The 19593-nt window shown below is 38.0% G+C and carries 14 protein-coding genes; 1 reads left to right on the plus strand and 13 read right to left on the minus strand.

The genetic code is table 11. The annotated features are described in order from the left end of the window. Positions 1-11 precede the first annotated feature (11 nt). Positions 12-1382 (plus strand): alpha-amylase family glycosyl hydrolase, encoded by a 1371-nt coding sequence (locus LDB17_RS03145; RefSeq protein ID WP_252637719.1) that lies wholly within the window; start codon positions 12-14, stop codon positions 1380-1382. Between the two features lie 250 nt (positions 1383-1632). Here LDB17_RS03145 and gldN read toward each other — a convergent pair whose 3' ends face one another. From gldN to LDB17_RS03210, 13 genes are all read right to left on the minus strand, one after another. Continuing rightward, positions 1633-2505 (minus strand): gliding motility protein GldN, encoded by an 873-nt coding sequence (gene gldN / locus LDB17_RS03150; RefSeq protein WP_252637718.1) that lies wholly within the window; start codon positions 2503-2505, stop codon positions 1633-1635. Positions 2506-2526: 21 nt separating this feature from the next. Beyond that, on the minus strand, positions 2527-4095 hold the full coding sequence (gene gldM / locus LDB17_RS03155; protein ID WP_252637717.1) for a gliding motility protein GldM: 1569 nt from the start codon (positions 4093-4095) through the stop codon (positions 2527-2529). A gap of 53 nt (positions 4096-4148) precedes the next feature. Next, complete coding sequence (gldL, locus tag LDB17_RS03160; protein WP_252637716.1) at positions 4149-5027, minus strand: gliding motility protein GldL; 879 nt, start codon at positions 5025-5027, stop codon at positions 4149-4151. Between the two features lie 27 nt (positions 5028-5054). Continuing rightward, on the minus strand, positions 5055-7217 hold the full coding sequence (locus tag LDB17_RS03165) for an SUMF1/EgtB/PvdO family nonheme iron enzyme (protein ID WP_252637715.1): 2163 nt from the start codon (positions 7215-7217) through the stop codon (positions 5055-5057). Positions 7218-7401: 184 nt separating this feature from the next. Next, positions 7402-10965 (minus strand): pyruvate:ferredoxin (flavodoxin) oxidoreductase, encoded by a 3564-nt coding sequence (nifJ, locus tag LDB17_RS03170; protein WP_252637714.1) that lies wholly within the window; start codon positions 10963-10965, stop codon positions 7402-7404. 89 nt (positions 10966-11054) lie between these two features. Continuing rightward, entirely contained in the window at positions 11055-12248 is a 1194-nt protein-coding gene (locus LDB17_RS03175; RefSeq protein WP_252637713.1) for an AAA family ATPase, read from the minus strand. Between the two features lie 188 nt (positions 12249-12436). Continuing rightward, complete coding sequence (locus LDB17_RS03180) at positions 12437-13249, minus strand: transporter substrate-binding domain-containing protein (protein ID WP_252637712.1); 813 nt, start codon at positions 13247-13249, stop codon at positions 12437-12439. Between the two features lie 7 nt (positions 13250-13256). Then, positions 13257-15362 (minus strand): putative porin, encoded by a 2106-nt coding sequence (locus LDB17_RS03185; protein WP_252637711.1) that lies wholly within the window; start codon positions 15360-15362, stop codon positions 13257-13259. A gap of 97 nt (positions 15363-15459) precedes the next feature. Further along, a complete protein-coding gene (gene hisB, locus LDB17_RS03190) occupies positions 15460-16575 on the minus strand; it encodes a bifunctional histidinol-phosphatase/imidazoleglycerol-phosphate dehydratase HisB (protein ID WP_252637710.1) in 1116 nt (371 codons plus the stop codon). A 58-nt stretch (positions 16576-16633) separates the two neighbouring features. After that, the gene (hisC, locus tag LDB17_RS03195; protein ID WP_252637709.1) at positions 16634-17662 is read right to left on the minus strand and encodes a histidinol-phosphate transaminase; all 1029 of its coding nucleotides are present in this window, start codon (positions 17660-17662) and stop codon (positions 16634-16636) included. Between the two features lie 147 nt (positions 17663-17809). Next, on the minus strand, positions 17810-18388 hold the full coding sequence (locus LDB17_RS03200; RefSeq protein WP_252637708.1) for a DJ-1/PfpI family protein: 579 nt from the start codon (positions 18386-18388) through the stop codon (positions 17810-17812). An 88-nt stretch (positions 18389-18476) separates the two neighbouring features. Continuing rightward, entirely contained in the window at positions 18477-18932 is a 456-nt protein-coding gene (locus tag LDB17_RS03205; RefSeq protein ID WP_291104311.1) for a hypothetical protein, read from the minus strand. A 46-nt stretch (positions 18933-18978) separates the two neighbouring features. Continuing rightward, on the minus strand, positions 18979-19410 hold the full coding sequence (locus tag LDB17_RS03210) for a GNAT family N-acetyltransferase (protein WP_252637706.1): 432 nt from the start codon (positions 19408-19410) through the stop codon (positions 18979-18981). Positions 19411-19593 lie beyond the last annotated feature (183 nt).

Here is a 19593-nt window from a genome sequence, read left to right on the forward strand (position 1 = left end):
AATAAATATTTATGAAAAATAAATTATTATTTGTAATCACATTAATAGCTCTTACCAGCTATGCATGTAAACCAAAACCTCAAACAGAAAGCTCTGGGGCGCAACAAGAAGAGAAGTGCACAGTCAAACACTTGGATTGGACTCAGAACGCTGTAATATATGAAGTTAACGTAAGACAGTATACCAAAGAGGGAACCTTTGCCGCTTTCGAACAACATCTTCCCCGACTCAAAGAGCTGGGTGTAGACGTGCTTTGGTTTATGCCTGTACATCCTATTTCGGAAAAGAATAGAAAAGGCACTCTCGGAAGTTACTATGCTGTAAGAGACTATAAAGATATCAACCCTGAATTTGGAACAAAAGAGGATTTCAAAAAGCTGGTAGATAAAGCACATGAGATGGGCTTTAAAGTAATACTGGACTGGGTTGCAAATCATACCGGTTGCGACAATGCCTGGACTACAGAACATCCCGATTGGTATATGAAAGATAGTCTTGGTAATATCAAAAGCCCGTATGACTGGACTGATACCTACGAACTGAATTATGACAATAAAGATATGAGAGCCGCAATGACAGATGCCTTGAAATACTGGATAAAGGATTTCAATATAGACGGATATCGCTGTGATATGGCTCATGAAGTACCTACCGATTTCTGGAACGATGTACGTGAAACTTTAGATAGCATCAAGCCTGTATTTATGCTTGCTGAATCTGAAAATTATGATTTACTGGAACACGCATTTGATGCAAACTACTCATGGGAGTTGATGCACATGATGGCTGATGTAAACAAAGGAACAAAGAGTGCAGAAGATATTACATCATATACTCAAAAGCTGGATACTATAATGTGCCCGGACGCTTATAAAATGCTCTTTTTAACAAACCATGATGAAAATTCATGGAATGGAACAGAGTTTGAACGCTACGGAAAAGGTGTTGAAGCGTTTGCAGTTCTTACCTACACGTTGAATGGCATGCCAATGATATATACAGGTCAGGAAGTAGGACTCAAAAAACGCTTGTCATTCTTCGAAAAAGATATGGTTCCTTCATGGGCAGAAAATAGCATAACACAGTTCTATAAGAAGCTAAACCAATTAAAACATACCCATCCTGCGTTACAAGCCGGACAAGGCGGCACATTCAAGAAATATAATACTTCTGCAAATAAGGAGCTGTTGATATATTCGAGAGAAAGAGCCGGACAAGAGATTGTTGTAATGCTCAACTTATCGAATAAAGATATCAAGTATACTAGCAATGACGCCATAGGACGTGGCAGCTATACCGATTATTTCGCAGGAGTGAATGTTCCGGAATTACCCCAGTCTCTAAAAGCATGGGAGTATAAAGTATTTGTAAGACCAAAATAATCAGAATTACTTATATTTATTCACAAAGAAAGCTTAAGAGGAAACTTTTAAGCTTTTTTCTTGTATATAAGTATATAATACAAAAATTCTGTGGTACTCATTTTACTCTGTGATAAAAAACAGATAAGAGCGAATGCGATAATAATTCCTTTTTATAACTTAATTTACACAAAAAAAACTAGCAAAAGAAAAGGGGGTATCCATACGGATCCCCCCCCCTTCAATTCGGCTATATAAAACTCATAATTCCTTAATTCTTCTGATGAGCTGTTGCTACAGCATCAAAACGGGATTGCACAAAGTCAAGTTCGCTTTCAATACGTTTGCGTTCTTTTGTAAGACTTTCAGGGGTCGTAAAATATTTAGCTAAGTCTCGCACCCCTACACGGTATATACACCCTCTATAATATCTGTTTCTGAAGATATCGTAAAAAGAAGCATTACTTAATACGGGAGTAACATTAGCCACAGCCACAGGTGATATCGCTCTGGCGAGATATACACTGATATCGTCAAACATTACCCAAAACATCGGATATTCTCTTCCTCTATCACAAATTACAGGGCAAATCGCTTCTACACGCACGTCACCTTTTCCTGTTGCGATATCATAATACCACTTTTCCTTTACAAGGTAACAAGTGATTTGCATATTCGCCAAATCTTCTCTTTTTATGGTAAGTGTACGATTGTCATTTACTGTATATCCAATGCGATTCTGATCCATCACCTCTTTTGCTGTAAATTTACTATCATCGTTGAAGTCGGGTTGATCTTCGAATTTATACGCGGCAATTGTATTATCTGATAAAAGATTAATCAGAAGAGAAAATAAATTCGCACGTTTTTCGGTTGACACTGTTGGGTAAAATAACGATTCATTACCCTCTACATCATATACTTCTCTGTATATATCTCTAGTCCATGTAGCGGATGAATAATTGTTCATCGAATTCTCCATAAGAAAAAGTTCTCTGGACGAAATCTCTGTAATCATATCTTCTGTGGACGATGTGACAGGTGCGCCATTCATCATTCTGAATTCGTTATTTGCTGAGTTTTGTGCAAAGAGTGAACTTGCCGAGAGCAGTCCACCCAACATTAATGAAACAATATATTTCATAGGATGTGTATTTTGTGTTAATTAATTAATTCTTACTTCCATTGGGTATAGATCTCTTTCTATACCATCGGGGCCTTTAGCTTTTATCCCTGATATTATTAAAATTGTACCTCTAGTCATTCTTCGCATCTGTTCTACCTGACGAGATGAGAAATTAGCACCACTTGACATTTCAGGAGTTACATTTCCCATAGCGTCCACAGACATTGTTCTGAAGCTCAAAACCTGAAATGGAATATTCAGAATACCATCATCGATAGAAGCTTTTATACCCTGTGTGCCCAGCAGTATAGATCTGGCTATAACTCCTTTTCTAAATACTTTTGGTGCACCGTTCTGATCTGTATATGAGATAAACGCTAATGGTTCCGGTAACGGACGGATCCTCAACTCCTTCCTTGCTATGAATTGTTGTGTTCCATTCACCTTTGCAGATACAGAAATTATAAACTTCTGACCTATCAGAGATGGTGAAGGCACTGCAACCCAATCTTTGCCCGAAGGAGTTAATGTCCCTCCACTTAACACTGTAGCCTGTACGTCCTGGCTGGCTACACCCGGCACAGCAATAGTCAACATATTCTGAACTCCGGCATATAGCACATCCATCCAGAATGGCGCGACTGTGGCCATAGGTTCCATTACTGTATATTCCTGAGAGAAATTACGTCTTACAGGCAATCCGCTTCTATCCATTAGTTCGATAAATCCATCGAATTTATATGTACCGGAAGCTCCTGTACCTACTTCATACAAACCATTTTTCGCGGTTGGTAACTCTTTACCATTTATTACAATACGAGGCCGTTGTGTTGTATCTACTGCCGCCATTATAATATTGGCTTTGTAAGGTACACCTTTCATCACCATATTTGACTGCGGAACAACAAACGCACTAAGTTCATTGACACGAATATCTTTCAAGTCGATATTTTTAGCAAGATCATTCAGAACTTCCCCCTCAGCCTGCTTCACATTCATTTGCAATTCTGAAAGGAAAGTCAGCACAGCAATACTTGGCATACCGTCAAAAGACGAAGTTATCCAATCTTTATGATCCTTCTTCGCTCTTGCAGAAGGTTCAGTAGATAAAGTACTGCTTACAATCTTACGTTTGCTCTCATCAGGAATCTGCGCTATCATGGCTTCCCTATACGTGTCCAGTATCTTTTTCAGCTTCTTTCCCTGACCACCCACCGGTGAAATCATTACTTCGGAAGAAGCATCGAGATTATCTTTCGATTTCAAATTATTTATATCAGCATCGGCTCCATCTGTCTTTTTCGCAATTTCCAGTTTTAGATACTGCAAATAATCGAAAATAGAATCGGTCTTAGCCTTTACACTTTGTGCCCTATTATATGAGTCCTGAGTTTTATCTCTGTTAGTCTCATAAGAAGCAGCTATATCTGCGTATATCTGTTTATTTCTTTCATCTGTGACGGTTATAGATTCCTGAATATTATCATTAATCATCACAAATCCATCCAATACTTCGGTAGAAACATTTAGAGCTAGCATCGCAATAAACACCAGATACATGAGATTAATCATCTTCTGCCTTGTCAATTGCCCTTTACTTAAAGCCATTTTATATTCTCTTCTTTAGGTTTCTAATTCTGTTTTCTATTTCCCCGATTATTTTAGAATTTAGGTTGGTTTGGATTGTTATTCGTTGTCATAGCTTGTAATAAACGAGCATATACATTGTTCAAAGCCTCAATGTGTTTGGTCATTTTCGCAGACTCTTCTCTGAACATGTAACTATCACCAATAGCTCCATCATATAAATTCTTCATCCTTGCCAAACTGTCATTGATATATCTGATAGCCGACATTTGTTCAGTTATAGTCTGTAATTGTGCATTAAAGACATCGTTCAAACCACTCACATTCTGATTTAATGTAGTCAGATTGTCTACAAAACCATTTGTTTCGGTGATTTGATTGTATGCTTTCAACAGTTTCTGAGAAGCCTCATTCAACGAGTTAATTGTAATGGAGAATTCTTCTAAATTCTGAGCTGTATTTGCTGCACTCTGTCCATAATCTGCCGAACCTGTACGAGTAGCAGAAGGTTGCCCTGTAGGCGATGATGAAGATGATCCACTGCCAGAAACAGCTGTTACTCCATTTCCACTCGAACCGCCAAGAACAACGACCGAAGAGCCGGAAACTCCGGAGGATTTTATAGAATCTCCGGATTTCCTTCCCTCTGCTAGTTTTATATTAGAAGGGGATTCGTCATATCCAACCCCACCACTTACTATTACTCCGGATAAAGCATTCGCTCCGACCTCATCACTTGATGGAGATGAATAGTCGAACCCTGCAGCGATAAAAACAATAACCTCGACAATCATTCCGATCATCAGAACGATGTTCCCTGCGGGTACATGCATAATTTTAAACATTGCCCCCAGGATGACTACAGCAGCACCCCAACTATAAAGAATATTAAACACTGTCTGTCCTCTTCTACTTGCAATAAATCGCCTAAAACTATGCCACGCTTTTCCCATTTTGAGAGCTCTCTTAAAAATTATTTTTTAATAGAATTTACCCCTTTCATCAAAGCTCCATGTTCTTACACATCTGAAACCAATGAATGAACGGCCTTTATCTTGAAATTCAACAGAACGATCTCCGGATTTAACCGTAGAGTCTTTCCATGAACCTCCTTTTACAATTTTACGTTTCAACACTCTTGGGTCTGCAAGTACTGCTCTATAGCTGAAATCAGGATTAGCTTCATCAGCCATACGGTCTACAGATTCCGTAAATGTTGTAGTTGTCCATTCTGCCGCATTACCCGCCATATCGTAAAGTCCAAAACGATTTGGTAAAAAGCTTGCCACAGGGGACATTAAGTCTTTCAAATCTTTTGATGCTCTGAAGTTAGCATGAGCGAGCCCATCGGTTGTATGCGTTTTATCCGAATACCACGGATAAATCAACTCCGAACGTCCGTTTCTTGCGGCAAATTCCCATTCAGCTTCTGTAGGCAAACGATATCCTTCGAAACCGTCTAAGCTACACTTCTTTTCAGCCAAATAGCGATCTGTACGCCATGCACAATAAGCATCCGCTTGTTCCCACGATACACCTACCACAGGATGATTATTATAAGCCTTATCATTAAAATATTTACCAACATATTGTTCACTCTTTGCATTAGCAAAGTCTGTCATCCATGCCATCACATCAGGGTAAACATTTACAATATATGTATTTGTAAAATCAATCTTATCTCCGTGCGATGATCTTGCTAACGTTTCGCGAATAATATCACCTCTTTGATTTACATAAGCTGTATCCTTGGATATAACTATAGAACGTGCATCGCCTTCTTTTAGTTTTGCCAAAAACGCATTATAACTTTTTACGTCAAACCAGTCATATTTAAAATTCAAAGCAGTATTTATCAATCCGGATTTATCCGCAGCAAAAGGATTTCCTCCTATCACACTGTTTATAGCAGCCTGTTCGCGTTGAGTTGGATTTTTCCAAGGAATTGGCTTACTCCAGTTTAAACGCTGCCCAACAGCACTATTTCGATCTTCTGGTCTTACTAAAACTTTAAACGTTGGGTCTCCTCCATACGCCGGATCTGCCAAACGCTCTCTTATAATAGAGTCACGCACCCAATATACAAACTCACGATACTGCTTATTTGTAACTTCGGTTTCATCCATCCAAAACGGGCTAACAGCAACAAGTTTACGAGGAACTTCATCTCCCCATAAAGGATCAATACCTGTCCCTAACTCTATATTACCTCCCGGAACAAGAACCATATTGTCACAGGCACGGGCTATATTGTAAGGCAAACGTAAACGAGTTTCAATAGCAGGGTCAATATATTTTGGATTTGTGAACTTATAGGTTACACCTAGTGTTGCCTGAGCTAGCCCATTATTACTTTTATCCCCTTTTTGTCCATCAAAGGTATCACTAAGTAAAACGACTCTTCCCTCTCCAAATATTTGCCAGTTACGAGTTAAATTAAAGCCTAAGTTCAAACCGCCGCTTCCACCAAAGAAAGTACCCTGAAGATTTCCTCTATGAGCAAAGCGCTGATACATGCCTACACCTACAAAAGGATTTATTTCGAACTTACGTTCGGGCTTATATCCATTTATAAGATTAAGAAAATTTAACTGCACATCTCCAGTTATACTCATATAACGTAAATGTTGCATATAATATTGTTCGTTTGGTTGATATTTTGTAGGATGCCAAACAGGCACTCCACTCTCATCAACAGCACTATACTCATAATCAACACCTTCAATCCAACCCATATAATCCCAAGCGGGATCTTTAGTTAACATTTTTAACCCTTCGCCATTCGTTCCATGTTTCCACCATCTATCGTAAGTTCCGCTCCAACCATCATTGAAGCCATGTATACTTCCTCCTGATATTTGAGCTCGTAGAGTAATTAATGTACTCATTCTACGACCAACGGAAAGTGTTGGAGCAAAGGTTAATCTACTAGAAAATGACGTCCTATTCCACGGAACACCATTATCATCCTCGCCCACATATAATTGGGCACCACCTCCAATGGATATGAACCACACTGGATCTTTTAACAAATATTCATTCCTCGAAGGAACTGAATATTGCTCTGAGCTTTGACGTTGAGCATAAGAAACTATTGATACACACACCAATAGCAGTGAAGTCAGTAAAGTTTTTTTGTTCATTTGTTTTGTAACAGTTATAGTAACGATATATCAAGTTTGGCAAAGATAATATTTTTTTTTAATATTTATTTATTTTCTTATCAAATAATAACTTAACTCAATAAACGATTGGATTTTGCGTGTTCTTAAAAACATAAAAGGGAAGCCTTTCCAGGCTCCCCTCTCATCGATAATATTTATTAATTTACAGTTCTTTTGTCTCGTCAAATTTGCCAAAACTGCTATTAGCTAAACGCTGATAACTATTATATCTCCACATCGCATTGTTCTGTGCTGCTTCATATAGCTCAGAAGCTTCAGAAGGATTTGATTTTTGTAGAGATGTATAGCGAACTTCATTACCTAAGAACGCTTGGAATTTAGACCAGTCAGGCTCTTTGCTATCCATTGTAAATGGATTTTTGCCTTCCTCTTCCAACATCGGGTTGTAGCGCCATAGATGCCAGTATCCGCAAGCAACTGCTGCTTTCTCTTCATCCTGTGCATGTCCCATTCCTTTTCTCAGACCATGGCTGATACAAGGAGAGTATGCAATAACTAATGATGGGCCTTTATATTCTTCAGCTTCTTTGATCGCTTTCAGACATTGTCCTTGGTTAGCACCCATAGCAATCTGAGCTACATATACATAACCGTATGTAGTAGCTATCATACCAAGGTCTTTCTTGCGAATCTTCTTTCCTGCTGCAGCAAATTTAGCTACGGCTGCTATCGGAGTAGATTTAGAAGACTGACCTCCTGTATTAGAGTACACCTCTGTATCCAATACCAGAATATTGATATCTTCGCCTGTAGCCAATACATGATCCAATCCACCGAAACCTATATCATATGCCCAACCGTCACCACCAAATATCCAGATAGAACGCTTGATTAGATATTGTTTCAATGAATATATCTCTTTGCAGTAGTCACATTTATCTTTCTCTACTTCCAGTAATGGTAACATTGCAGCTGTAAGTTCTTTTGTCTTGTCAGCCTCATCTTTATTTTCTACCCATTCTTTGTATAGAGCTTTTATTTCAGGTGAACATTTATCGCAATCCTGAGCTTGATTCATCAGTTTTTCGAGTCTGTTGCGCATAGTGATATTAGCCAAGGCAAAACCAAGACCATATTCTGCATTATCTTCGAATAGTGAATTAGCCCATGCCGGTCCTTTACCTTCTTCATTCTTACGGTATGGAGTAGATGGAGCTGAACCACCATATATTGATGTACAACCTGTAGCGTTGGCAATTAACATACGATCACCAAACAACTGAGTCACAAGTTTGATATATGGAGTTTCTCCACAACCAGAACATGCACCCGAGAACTCAAACAGCGGAGTTGCAAATTGAGAGTTCTTCACATTCAATTTAGTATCAATAAGATGAGCCTTGCTAGTTACATTCTTGACCATGAAGTCCCAGTTGTCTTGTTCAGGGAATTGTGATCCGATCTCAACCATTGTAAGAGCAGAGTTTCCTTTCTTACCCGGACATATATCAGCACAGTTACCACAACCAAGGCAGTCTAGCACATCCACTTGAATGCGGAAGCCCATACCATCAAATTGTTTACCTTGTGCTTTCAACAAAGTAACATCGCCCGGAACTTGAGCTTGCTCTTCTGCATCCAAAACAAACGGACGTATAGTAGCATGAGGACAAACATAAGCACACTGGTTACACTGTATACAGTTTTCGGCATCCCATACAGGCACAAAAGCAGCAACACCGCGTTTTTCATACTCTGTAGTACCATGATCCCATGTACCATCTTCACGACCTACGAAAACAGATACAGGAAGATCGTAACCACGTTGTGCATTTATTGGACGAACTACGTTTTTGATAAACTCAGGAGCGTCATCTTCTTCAGGTTTACCAACTACAATATTTGCCCATTCTGCCGGAACTTCAACCTTTTCAAGTTCGATACCACGATCAACCGCAGCATAATTCTTATTGATAACGTCTTCACCTTTACGTCCGTATGATTTCACAATGAATTTCTTCATTTGTTCTACAGCCAAGTCGTAAGGGATTACATTCGAAATCTTAAAGAATGCTGATTGAAGGATTGTATTTGTACGGCCTCCAAGACCAATTTCTGTTGCAATCTGAGTTGCGTTGATGATATAGAAATTGATATTGTTGACTGCAAGATATTTTTTCACATTATCAGGAAGGTAGTTTCCTACTTCTTCTTTGCTCCATACAGAGTTGAGAAGGAATGTTCCGTTTTTCTTCAATCCTTTAGTTACATCATACAAATGTAAATAAGCAGGAACGTGACATGCTACAAAGTTTGGAGTATTTACCAAATATGTAGAACGGATAGGATTATCACCAAAGCGAAGATGCGATGCTGTAAATCCTCCTGATTTTTTAGAGTCGTACGCAAAATAAGCCTGACAATATTTATTGGTATTGTCACCGATAATCTTAACTGTATTTTTGTTTGCTCCTACTGTACCATCCGATCCTAAACCATAGAATTTAGCTTCATAAGTAGTATCATCTACAGAAACTTCTTCTTTAAGAGGTAATGATTTGAATGTAACATCATCTACGATACCGATTGTAAAATCGTTCTTAGGCAGGTTCATTGCCAGATTTTCGTACACAGACATAATCTGAGCCGGGGTGGTATCTTTAGAAGAAAGTCCATAAATACCACCAACAATTGTAGGGGCATCAGCTTTACCGAAGAAACAGTCTTTTACATCCATATACAATGGCTGTCCAAGAGCTCCCGGTTCTTTTGTACGGTCAAGTACAGCTATTCTTGTTGCAGTTTTAGGAACTGCAGAAAGGAAAGCTTCAGCTTTGAATGGACGATAAAGGTGAACTGCTACTAAGCCGACTTTCTCTCCTTTGGCATTCAAGAAGTCTACAGTTTCTTTAATTGCTTCTGTTACCGAACCCATAGCTATAATCACACGGTCGGCATCTTCAGCTCCGTAATAATCAAACAAGCCGTATTTGCGCCCTGTAATCTTATTGATTTCTTCTAAATATTTTTCAACAATAGCAGGTACTGCATCATAGAATTTATTAGCAGCTTCACGCGATTGGAAATAAATATCATCATTCTGGGCAGTACCACGAGTTACAGGATTTTCTGGATTCAATGCTCTATCACGGAATCCTTTAAGAGCCTCCTGGTTAACAAGAGGAATTAAGTCATCCTGACTCATTTCTTCCACTTTCTGTATTTCGTGAGATGTACGGAATCCATCAAAAATGTTCATAAAAGGAATACGAGACTCGAGAGTTGCCAAGTGAGGAACAGCAGACAAGTCCATAACTTCTTGTACCGAGCCCGAGAAGAACATAGCAAACCCGGTCTGACGAGCTGCCATAACATCCTGATGGTCTCCGAAGATAGACAAAGCTTGTGCCGCCAAAGCACGTGCCGATACGTGGAAAACGCTAGGGAGTAACTCTCCTGCTATTTTGTACATATTAGGGATCATCAACAACAATCCCTGCGATGCCGTATAAGTAGTTGTTAGAGCTCCAGCCTGTAATGATCCGTGAACTGCACCAGCAGCACCAGCCTCCGACTGCATTTCCTGCACTCTGAGGATTTCGCCGAATATATTTTTGCGTCCGGCTGCTGCCCATTCATCAACATACTCTGCCATAGTTGATGATGGTGTGATTGGATATATCGAAGCCACTTCGCTGAACATATAAGAGATATGCGCTGCGGCCTGATTACCATCACATGTAATGAATTTTTTTTGTTTAGCCATACTTTTTAATAGTTGATTATCTTTTTTTAGTTTACATTTTTTTGATTTGGCTAAGTTGACAACTTTTCAATTATCAGCTCCTTATTCTTTTAATATAAAAAACCAAACAGCCATAAAGGAATAATATTTCTATCACCCCTCTCTAGATTTGCTATTACGTAAAGCATCTCCGGTTTATGTTTGCCTCTGGTTTTTTGACCATCTATCTTAAATTTATATTTCTTGTCATCATTTTCGACAATAAACATTCCGCTTTTAGCTCCTTTCTTCAATTTGCTATCGCTGTGATGCACCTGATTGTAGAAAAATGTTTCACGCAGCTCCTGATCATTCACATCTGATATTTTCAGAGGGAAAATCAGATTCGTATTATGCATATAGACCATGTCGGGTTTCTTTGGAAACTCCTCTCCTTCTCTATAAAGCATATTTATCAATCTGGCACTACGCAAATATTCCAGATAATTAGTCACTGTAGCTCTGGATATCTCACAGTCGGTACTCAATTGGCTGATATTGGGTTTGCCCGGTGCAGACAAAGACAATAGATACAGCAATTTTCTTAATTTGGGCAAATAAGACATCTCTATTTGTTTGATAGACAACACATCTACCTCCAACATCATATTTACCGTTTTGAGTAAATTTTCCGAAAAATTTCTTTTTTCAAGAAAAAACGGATAATAACCGTGATGTATATAACCCCATAGATGTTCTAAAGGGTTGATCTCTGAGAATATATTCTCTGCTATTTCACGATGATTATTTATTATGTCATCCAAACCATACGGTTTGAAATTCTTTCCAAATTGAATATTTAAGAATTCCCGATAGGAAAAACCTCTTAAATTATATACATCTACAATAGATGCCAGTTCTGCATCTTCTCCGAGCTTGTTCACAGTAGAGCCTGTAAATACGATCTTCAATTGAGGAAGACATTCGTAACATTCTCTCAATTCTTTAGACCACCCCGGATACTTATATACCTGATCAAGTAGAAGCGTCTTACCTCCTTTTTCTACGAACTCTTTTGCAAAACTAAAGATTGTTCTGACTGTAAAATAAAACTGATTCATATTGATATATAAACAGTCTCGTTTGTCTAGCTCAAAGAACTCTTTAGCATATTGCAGAAGGAATGTAGTTTTCCCGACACCTCTCGCCCCCTTGATTCCAATCAAACGGCGCGACCAGTCAATCTGTTGCATTAACAGCCTGGGAGTTGCATCTTCGAAAAGATGTTCAACTAAATACTTATGTGTCCGAAAAAAAGATTCCACTCGATATTCCTTAAAACCCCGACGAAGGTAACTTTTTTTTATGTCATTGCAAAGTCCACTTAGCAATTTTAATCATTTTTCTTGTAACAGCATATAAAAATGCAGAAAAATTTTATATTCGCATGGTGTATTTTTCAATGATGAATAACAAACTCTATTAGTTCTACTAAAATAGCGCTAAAAAAAACTCAATTATAGTATTTTTTGTATATTTTATTATATGCTTCCGTCCCCTTTATACGACTGATCCAAACATTCAGAGAATCAAGCAAGACAGGGGAGCTTTTCCTCACAGCCCAGGCCTCTAAATGAGTAAAACCTACAAAAGTTGAATAATCTATTTCGGGCGATGTCTTGGCAATATTAGCTGCTACCTTTTCGTCGCAAACTGCAAAATCGATATCTCCTGATGCTACCATCATAGCCAGCTGTTCGGAGCCGTAGGCCGGATCTTCCTTTATATATATTGTGTCCCCTATTTCATGCGCCAAGTTTTGTATCCGAAGGATAACCGGAGACTTAGCAGGAACATAAAGCGTTTTCTTAGCCAGGTCTAAATGACTCCTAATCGGATCTATATTATCATTATACTTTTTTTTACGTTGAATCAACACCTGTCTGTTCTGAGCAATGGCTTCTGTGAAATTTACAGAGTCGCGCAGCTCTGAAGTAACAGGTATATTCCTAGCCACAATATCGTACTTTCCTGTTCTCAATCCATCCATACTTTTATCTATACTAGATTCTAGCTGAATATCTATTTTTAAAGGAATATTCTCCTGTAATAATTCAATAAGGTCGTGATTGAAGCCAGCAATCGTATCGCCTAACACAAAGTAGCCAACAGAGTTATAGTCTGTAACTACGCGGAGTACTCCTTCGTGCTGAATCTGAGAATAGTCACGAAAATTCTTATCTGTAGCATTATTCCGTATAAAAATCCAAACAAAAATCAGAATAATAACAATTATGGGAACCGATAAGAAAGCCTTATTCTTCATAATTTTACTAATTATTGAATTGCCATGAAATTCCTAATTTTAAAACCCGAGGGTTTACCGGATAACGATATAAAGAGAATGATTCCGCACCAAACATCCCTTCTGCTACATTATACATCATAACAAAAAAGCGAGTATATTTTAGATGAAGGTTCAGATAAGCACTCACAACAGGAAATTCACCGAGTTTCATATCTTGTTGATTATAAAACTGCATAGTCAAAGGCTCGTAGCCCGGCATATGATATTTTGCATGAATATAAGCATCTGCGCCCAATTGCAATGTCAATACTCTAGCCAGTTTAGTAGTCAGGTATATATTTGAATACAAACTCCATTGAGGTAAAGGTAATGCTTCTTCACTCTTGGTGTATTGATATACAGCCTGATTATCCCAGTGAAAAATCCCGGATCTGAAATTCTGATCGAGGCGTAAAGCTATCACATGTATATCCTCATTGCTTTGAGCTATTCTCTTCTCCTGATTATAATATATAAGACCTGTTATATTTTCAACACCTCCACTTATCCGAGTCTGAGAAAATGACAGTTCTGGAAAAACAATCTCTCCGCCTATATAAACACGACGGGTATCTTTCAAACCCATATCCTTCCAGTTCCAATACTTAGATGAAAAATTGTTCTGAAAAAAACTTGGACTTATATTCTTTATATAAGCATTAGCTTTTACCGAAAAGTCTTTATTTCTGAAATTCAATCGAGTAGTAATTTCTCCTTCGAGCCTGTAATCGCTATTATGTAAATCTTTTTCGGCTGTAGCCCTATATCTTAAAAACTTCCCCTTTTCCTTCGTTAAGACTCCTCCTACAAGCAATGAATATTCACTTTCCTTCATCGATGCACCTGGAAGACCATACATAGTCCCTGATTCCTCGATACCTAAAAAAGGCATAGAATATTTACGCAGATCATGCTCAATGAAGGCTGTTAAACCAAATTTCGTCCATTTCCGGAAGCCTTCATTCATCGCTAATGCCAATGTATTCTTGAAAGAATAATATGACATATAATCATCAATATTCGCTTCATACTTCGGATCCGAAAGAGTAGTCCAGCCCTTCTCCCCATTCCAAAGCTGTGGGGTATATACATTCGCTATATTACTATAGTTTGAATTAAATCTGCGACGTTGATCTGTATAGTGCGTTGTAAAGATCACACTTGCTAACGAAACATAGTCCTTCTTTTTGCGTGTTCCCATCACGCTATCATTTACAGGATATGTTTCTGTATCATCACCCAGATCATATCTGTTAGTCACATACAGATTACGACCTCTGAGTCTGTTCCAAGTATCCTGCATTCGTGTAGGAATATCCAACGAACTCCCTTTGAAGTTTCCATTATTTACTACATTGGGATGGTCAGGGTTTGAAATATATAATGTATCGGATATACCACCATTCTCGATAATAGTAAAATTATTATTCTGGAAGTAAGCATGCATCTTATATTTGTCACCTATATAGCTGGCATAGAAGTCATAACTTACTCCTTTATTTGACAAAGAATTGTAAAATCCACGAGAATAGATATAGTCAAAATCAAAACCGACATTCAGTTTTTTACCCATATTCATAGATATCTCTCCCTGAAAACGATTTTCAGCACTTTCTCCACCACCTCCACTTTGATATTTAATCTCAGAGTAAGGCACTTTAGTATTATAGAACACCTGATCCTCCGGCCCTTTTCGCCATGCACGTACCGGATCTTGAAAAATAAAACGGGAAGGTTCGGGACGTTCAAAGAATATTTTGGATTGTAAAGGAGAGCCTACATTGCCCAAATAGCCAATGGCTACACCTTTCCCATCCACTAACATACTTTTATGAAAATCTATTACAGCCGAATCGCGAGGAATAAATATACGTTCTCCCAAACGTGGTGTTATTTTCCACACATATATATTAGGAACTTCTACTTTTACTGTATCTATTTTTCGTCCACTCGGAGGCAATTTACCAAGACTTGCAGATATAGAATCCGCTTTCTCCACTATTGCGGGAGACTGTAAAGCTTTCTTGTTTTGTGCTTCCGCAACAAGAGAAGCGAAAAGAAATAAGAAAAGAAATACTGTATATTTTTTCATTGGTGCAAACTTACACAAAAAATGAAAAATGAGTAGTTAATGTACCTTTAAAAACAGGCTTTTACTTTATTTATTGCATCAATTTCACATTAAATAGTCAAATCACGCCTTTGGTAGAAGGTAGTTCGTAATTGAAGATATCTCTCTTCTTCGCCATCTTCAAAGCTCTGGCCAATGCCTTGAAAATGCCTTCTATTTTGTGATGCTCATTCGCGCCTTCTGCCTTTATATTGAGGTTCATTTTCGCCGAATCGCTCAAAGACTTGAAAAAGTGCAGGAACATTTCGGTAGGCATATCCCCTACTCTCTCGCGATGAAACTCTGCATCCCAAACCAACCAAGCCCGACCTCCAAAGTCAAGCGCAACAGAACACAAACAATCATCCATAGGCAAGCTATAGCCATAACGTTCTATGCCTCTTTTATCTCCTAATGCCTTATATATGGCTTCACCTAAAGCAATAGCAGTATCTTCTATCGTATGATGCTCGTCTACATGCAGATCACCTTTAACTTGTATGGTAAGATCCATCCCCGAATGTTTTCCTATTTGCTCAAGCATATGATCGAAAAAGCCTAAACCTGTAGATATCTGACAATGTCCTTTTCCGTCCAGATTGAGTGCAACATATATATCTGTTTCTTTGGTCGTTCTTTTCACTTCTGCTTTGCGCTCTCCGGCAAACAAAAACTCAGAGATAACGTCCCAGTCGGTAGTTTGAAGCACACATATATCCTTTAGCTCATCAGGCAAAACAAACTCATCTTGCATAAATATAGCTTTACATCCTAGATTTTTTGCTAGCTCAACATCTGTTTGCCTGTCTCCAATCACAAAAGAATGCTCAAGATCATAATCACCTGTCATATATTTTCCTAACATACCTGTACGAGGTTTTCGTGTTGGGGCATTATCTTCAGGGAAACTTTTATCAATAAGGATGTCTTCAAATACAATTCCTTCTCCTTCCAGCGTCTTAAGCATTTTGTTATGTGCCGGCCAGAATGTATCCTCGGGAAAGGATGGGGTACCCAATCCATCTTGATTGGTAACCATCACAAATTCAAAATCGAGATTCTTTCGGATAAAATAAAGGTTACGAAAAACCTTTGGATAAAACTCAAGTTTATCGAGGCTATCCAGTTGATAATCTATCGGTGGTTCTACAACCAATGTACCATCACGGTCTATAAATAGAGCTTTCTTTTTCATTATAATATATTGTATATGCTTTTAGATCGGATTTCCCTCTCTATTGATATGTTTATGTTTATAACGCTCGCAAAGTTTTAATTAACATCTCATTTTCTTTATCAGTACCTACTGTTATACGCAGACATCCGGCGCACAAAGAGACCGAGTTCCTGTTGCGAACAATTACACCTTTATCTGCTAATTGCTTGTACAGGCTATTGGCGTCCTCAACCTTTACCAATATAAAATTGGCATCTGTGGGATATATTTTCTCTACAAAAGGTAATTTTGGCAACTCATTTATCAGATAATTTCGTCCTTCGAGCAAGGTCGCAATCCACTGCTTTCTTAATTCGAGTTTGTCTAATTCATCTCCAACAAAATTTTGAGTCAAAATATTTACATTGTATGGATACTTAACCTTATTGAACAGCTTAATTATCTCAGCCGAAGCAAAAGCCATACCTAGACGTACAGCAGCCAATCCCCATGCTTTAGAGAATGTTTGCAGAATTATCAGATTAGGATATTTATCAAGGTCATTCAGCCATGTCGCTTCAGAAGCAAAGTCTATATAAGCCTCATCAACGACTACAATACCCGTAAAAGAATCTAATACCTTTTTGATTTCTTCCCTGCTCAACAAGTTTCCTGTAGGGTTGTTAGGAGAGCATAAGAATATCAACTTTGTATTACGATCTGTTTTTTCGAGCAGCTTCTGAGCATCCAAATCGAAGTTTTCGTTCAGCAATACCTTCCGATACTCTATATCGTTCACCTCTGCACAAACCTGATACATCCCGTAAGTAGGATCAACGGCAACAATATTATCAATGCGAGGTTCGCAAAAGACACGAATAACCAAATCGATAGGCTCATCACTGCCATTACCTAAGAAAATATTTTCGGGAGCTATATTTTTTACCTTAGCTATTTTTTGTTTCAAAGACCACTGTAAAGGATCGGGATAGCGATTATACTTATCATTCAGTGGATTTTCATTCGCATCTAAAAACACAGATGCTTCTCCTTTAAATTCATCTCTGGCCGATGAATAAGGCTTCATATTCCATACATTCTTGCGCACAAGCTGCTGTAAATTCATTCCTTTAAACTGTTTAGTTTAGATGTCTTTTATCTTATTTATTTAACTTAACTACGCAGCGAGCACTGCTATATATTAGAGTAATAAGAGTGCTCAAAAAAGAAGAATACACTTTTGAGCACTCCCATTCTCTTATACTTCTATAATTTACAATTCAATTTTAACTCCAAGAAGTTTATAAAACTCTTTTAGTATAGCCGGATGTCCGGGCCATGCAGGGGAGGTAGTCAGATTACCGTCTGTAATAGCTTCGGTAGCGGGAATATCTTTGTAATTACCGCCGGCCAACTTTACTTCAGGCCCTACAGCTACATAGCAGGTAAGCGTCTTTCCTCTAACCACATCTGCGGCAGTAAGCACCTGTATACCGTGGCAAATAGCTGCAACAGGCAGATTTTTTTCGAAGAAATACTTTGTATATTCTATTACTTTAGGATCGAGACGAATATATTCAGGAGCTCGTCCTCCTGTAATATACAATCCTGCGTAATCTTCAAGTTTTACATTATCAAAAGTCTTGTTCAATGTGAAGTTATGACCTCTCAGCTCTGCATAAGTCTGAAATCCTACAAAATCATGTATTGCCGTAGCAACCTGTTCTCCGGCTTTCTTACCCGGACATACTACATCTACATGGAATCCTACACTTACCAGTGCCTGATAAGGAACCATCAATTCGTAATCCTCAACAAAATCGCCCGCTAGCATCAATATTCTTTTATTCATGATAAAACAGATTTTATAATTAGACAATCAATTAATTCCAATAAATATAAATAATATTTTAACAAAAGGCTCTATGAGTTAAAGTTATTTATATATTAGGCTGATATGTAGTCACAACAAATACGATCAGAGGCTCGTTCCCCGTATTGATTATAGAGTGATAATTATTATCTCCCTGAATAGATGTTACGTTTCCTTTTTTCAGGTTGAACTTTCTAGTAATTTTGTCCAATCCTTCACGTTCTATATATTCACCTTCACCATGAACCAACACATATAATTCTTGTTCTTTTTTAGTCCCATGCTCATGAAACCCTGCCTGATCACCTTTATTTAACAGAACCATGTAAGTACCGATACGGTTATTCACCAGTTCTCCTTTCTCGAATATAGACAGCATATACACAACGCCATTACCATCATACATCGGATCTCTCTTCTCTATATCTATAACTGTACGTTGAGGTTTTCCAAAAGGAGTTAATGTAATATCTACATATTTTAAGACTGTTTCCAGTACTTGTTTTTTTTCGTTTTCCATCATTATTCAATTTATATATGTCTTTATACGAATATTTTTCTTGGTATGTTTACAGTATTTTCTGCATTTCAAAATGAGGAATACCTACTTCTTCAAACTCATCCCCAACTATATCATAATTATATTTCAGGTAGAATCCTATCGCAACTTTTCGGGCATGCAATACAATCTTATCAAATCCGTTTTCTTTTGCAGACTCTTCTGCGAACAAGAGCAACTCTGCTCCTATTCCTTTTTTTTGAACCGAATGATCTACTGCCATTTGACGCAATTGAACTACCGTTTTATCTATTGGCGTAAGAATGCAACAACCTACAATCTGCCCTTCATTTTCACAAACACAGAGCATATCCTCTTTCTCCTTTTCGAGATATCCAGCAGAAAATGTAAGTCCGAGCGGTTCTCTCAATATTTTATAACGAAGAGCAACCATCTTATCATAGTCTGCTGTACCATATTTTATAATTCTGGCCTGAATCATTTTTCTAACAGTTTATTTAGTTCTGTCGACATGTAAGCACCTAAGCGATATGTACCATTTCCGTCTCTCAGCACAGAAGGAAGCTCTAGACTTTATTCCGAAAGATCAGTTTGTGTTTATTGGAAGTAAAGATACTATCTCTATACAACGAAATGGAGCATTGCTGAGAGACGGAAATGGTAC

It is taken from the genome of Dysgonomonas sp. Shenzhen-Wh21 (assembly GCF_043392705.1).
In the GTDB taxonomy this organism is placed as follows: domain Bacteria; phylum Bacteroidota; class Bacteroidia; order Bacteroidales; family Dysgonomonadaceae; genus Dysgonomonas.

Bases quoted from the DNA above. Each gene is read 5' to 3' on its own strand.
- LDB17_RS03145 (WP_252637719.1), top strand. From the start codon at position 12: ATGAAAAATAAATTATTATTTGTAATCACATTAATAGCTCTTACCAGC.
- gldN (WP_252637718.1), bottom strand. From the start codon at position 2,505: ATGAAATATATTGTTTCATTAATGTTGGGTGGACTGCTCTCGGCAAGT.
- gldM (WP_252637717.1), bottom strand. From the start codon at position 4,095: ATGGCTTTAAGTAAAGGGCAATTGACAAGGCAGAAGATGATTAATCTC.
- gldL (WP_252637716.1), bottom strand. From the start codon at position 5,027: ATGGGAAAAGCGTGGCATAGTTTTAGGCGATTTATTGCAAGTAGAAGA.
- LDB17_RS03165 (WP_252637715.1), bottom strand. From the start codon at position 7,217: ATGAACAAAAAAACTTTACTGACTTCACTGCTATTGGTGTGTGTATCA.
- nifJ (WP_252637714.1), bottom strand. From the start codon at position 10,965: ATGGCTAAACAAAAAAAATTCATTACATGTGATGGTAATCAGGCCGCA.
- LDB17_RS03180 (WP_252637712.1), bottom strand. From the start codon at position 13,249: ATGAAGAATAAGGCTTTCTTATCGGTTCCCATAATTGTTATTATTCTG.
- LDB17_RS03185 (WP_252637711.1), bottom strand. From the start codon at position 15,362: ATGAAAAAATATACAGTATTTCTTTTCTTATTTCTTTTCGCTTCTCTT.
- hisB (WP_252637710.1), bottom strand. From the start codon at position 16,575: ATGAAAAAGAAAGCTCTATTTATAGACCGTGATGGTACATTGGTTGTA.
- hisC (WP_252637709.1), bottom strand. From the start codon at position 17,662: ATGAATTTACAGCAGCTTGTGCGCAAGAATGTATGGAATATGAAGCCT.
- LDB17_RS03200 (WP_252637708.1), bottom strand. From the start codon at position 18,388: ATGAATAAAAGAATATTGATGCTAGCGGGCGATTTTGTTGAGGATTAC.
- LDB17_RS03205 (WP_291104311.1), bottom strand. From the start codon at position 18,932: ATGATGGAAAACGAAAAAAAACAAGTACTGGAAACAGTCTTAAAATAT.
- LDB17_RS03210 (WP_252637706.1), bottom strand. From the start codon at position 19,410: ATGATTCAGGCCAGAATTATAAAATATGGTACAGCAGACTATGATAAG.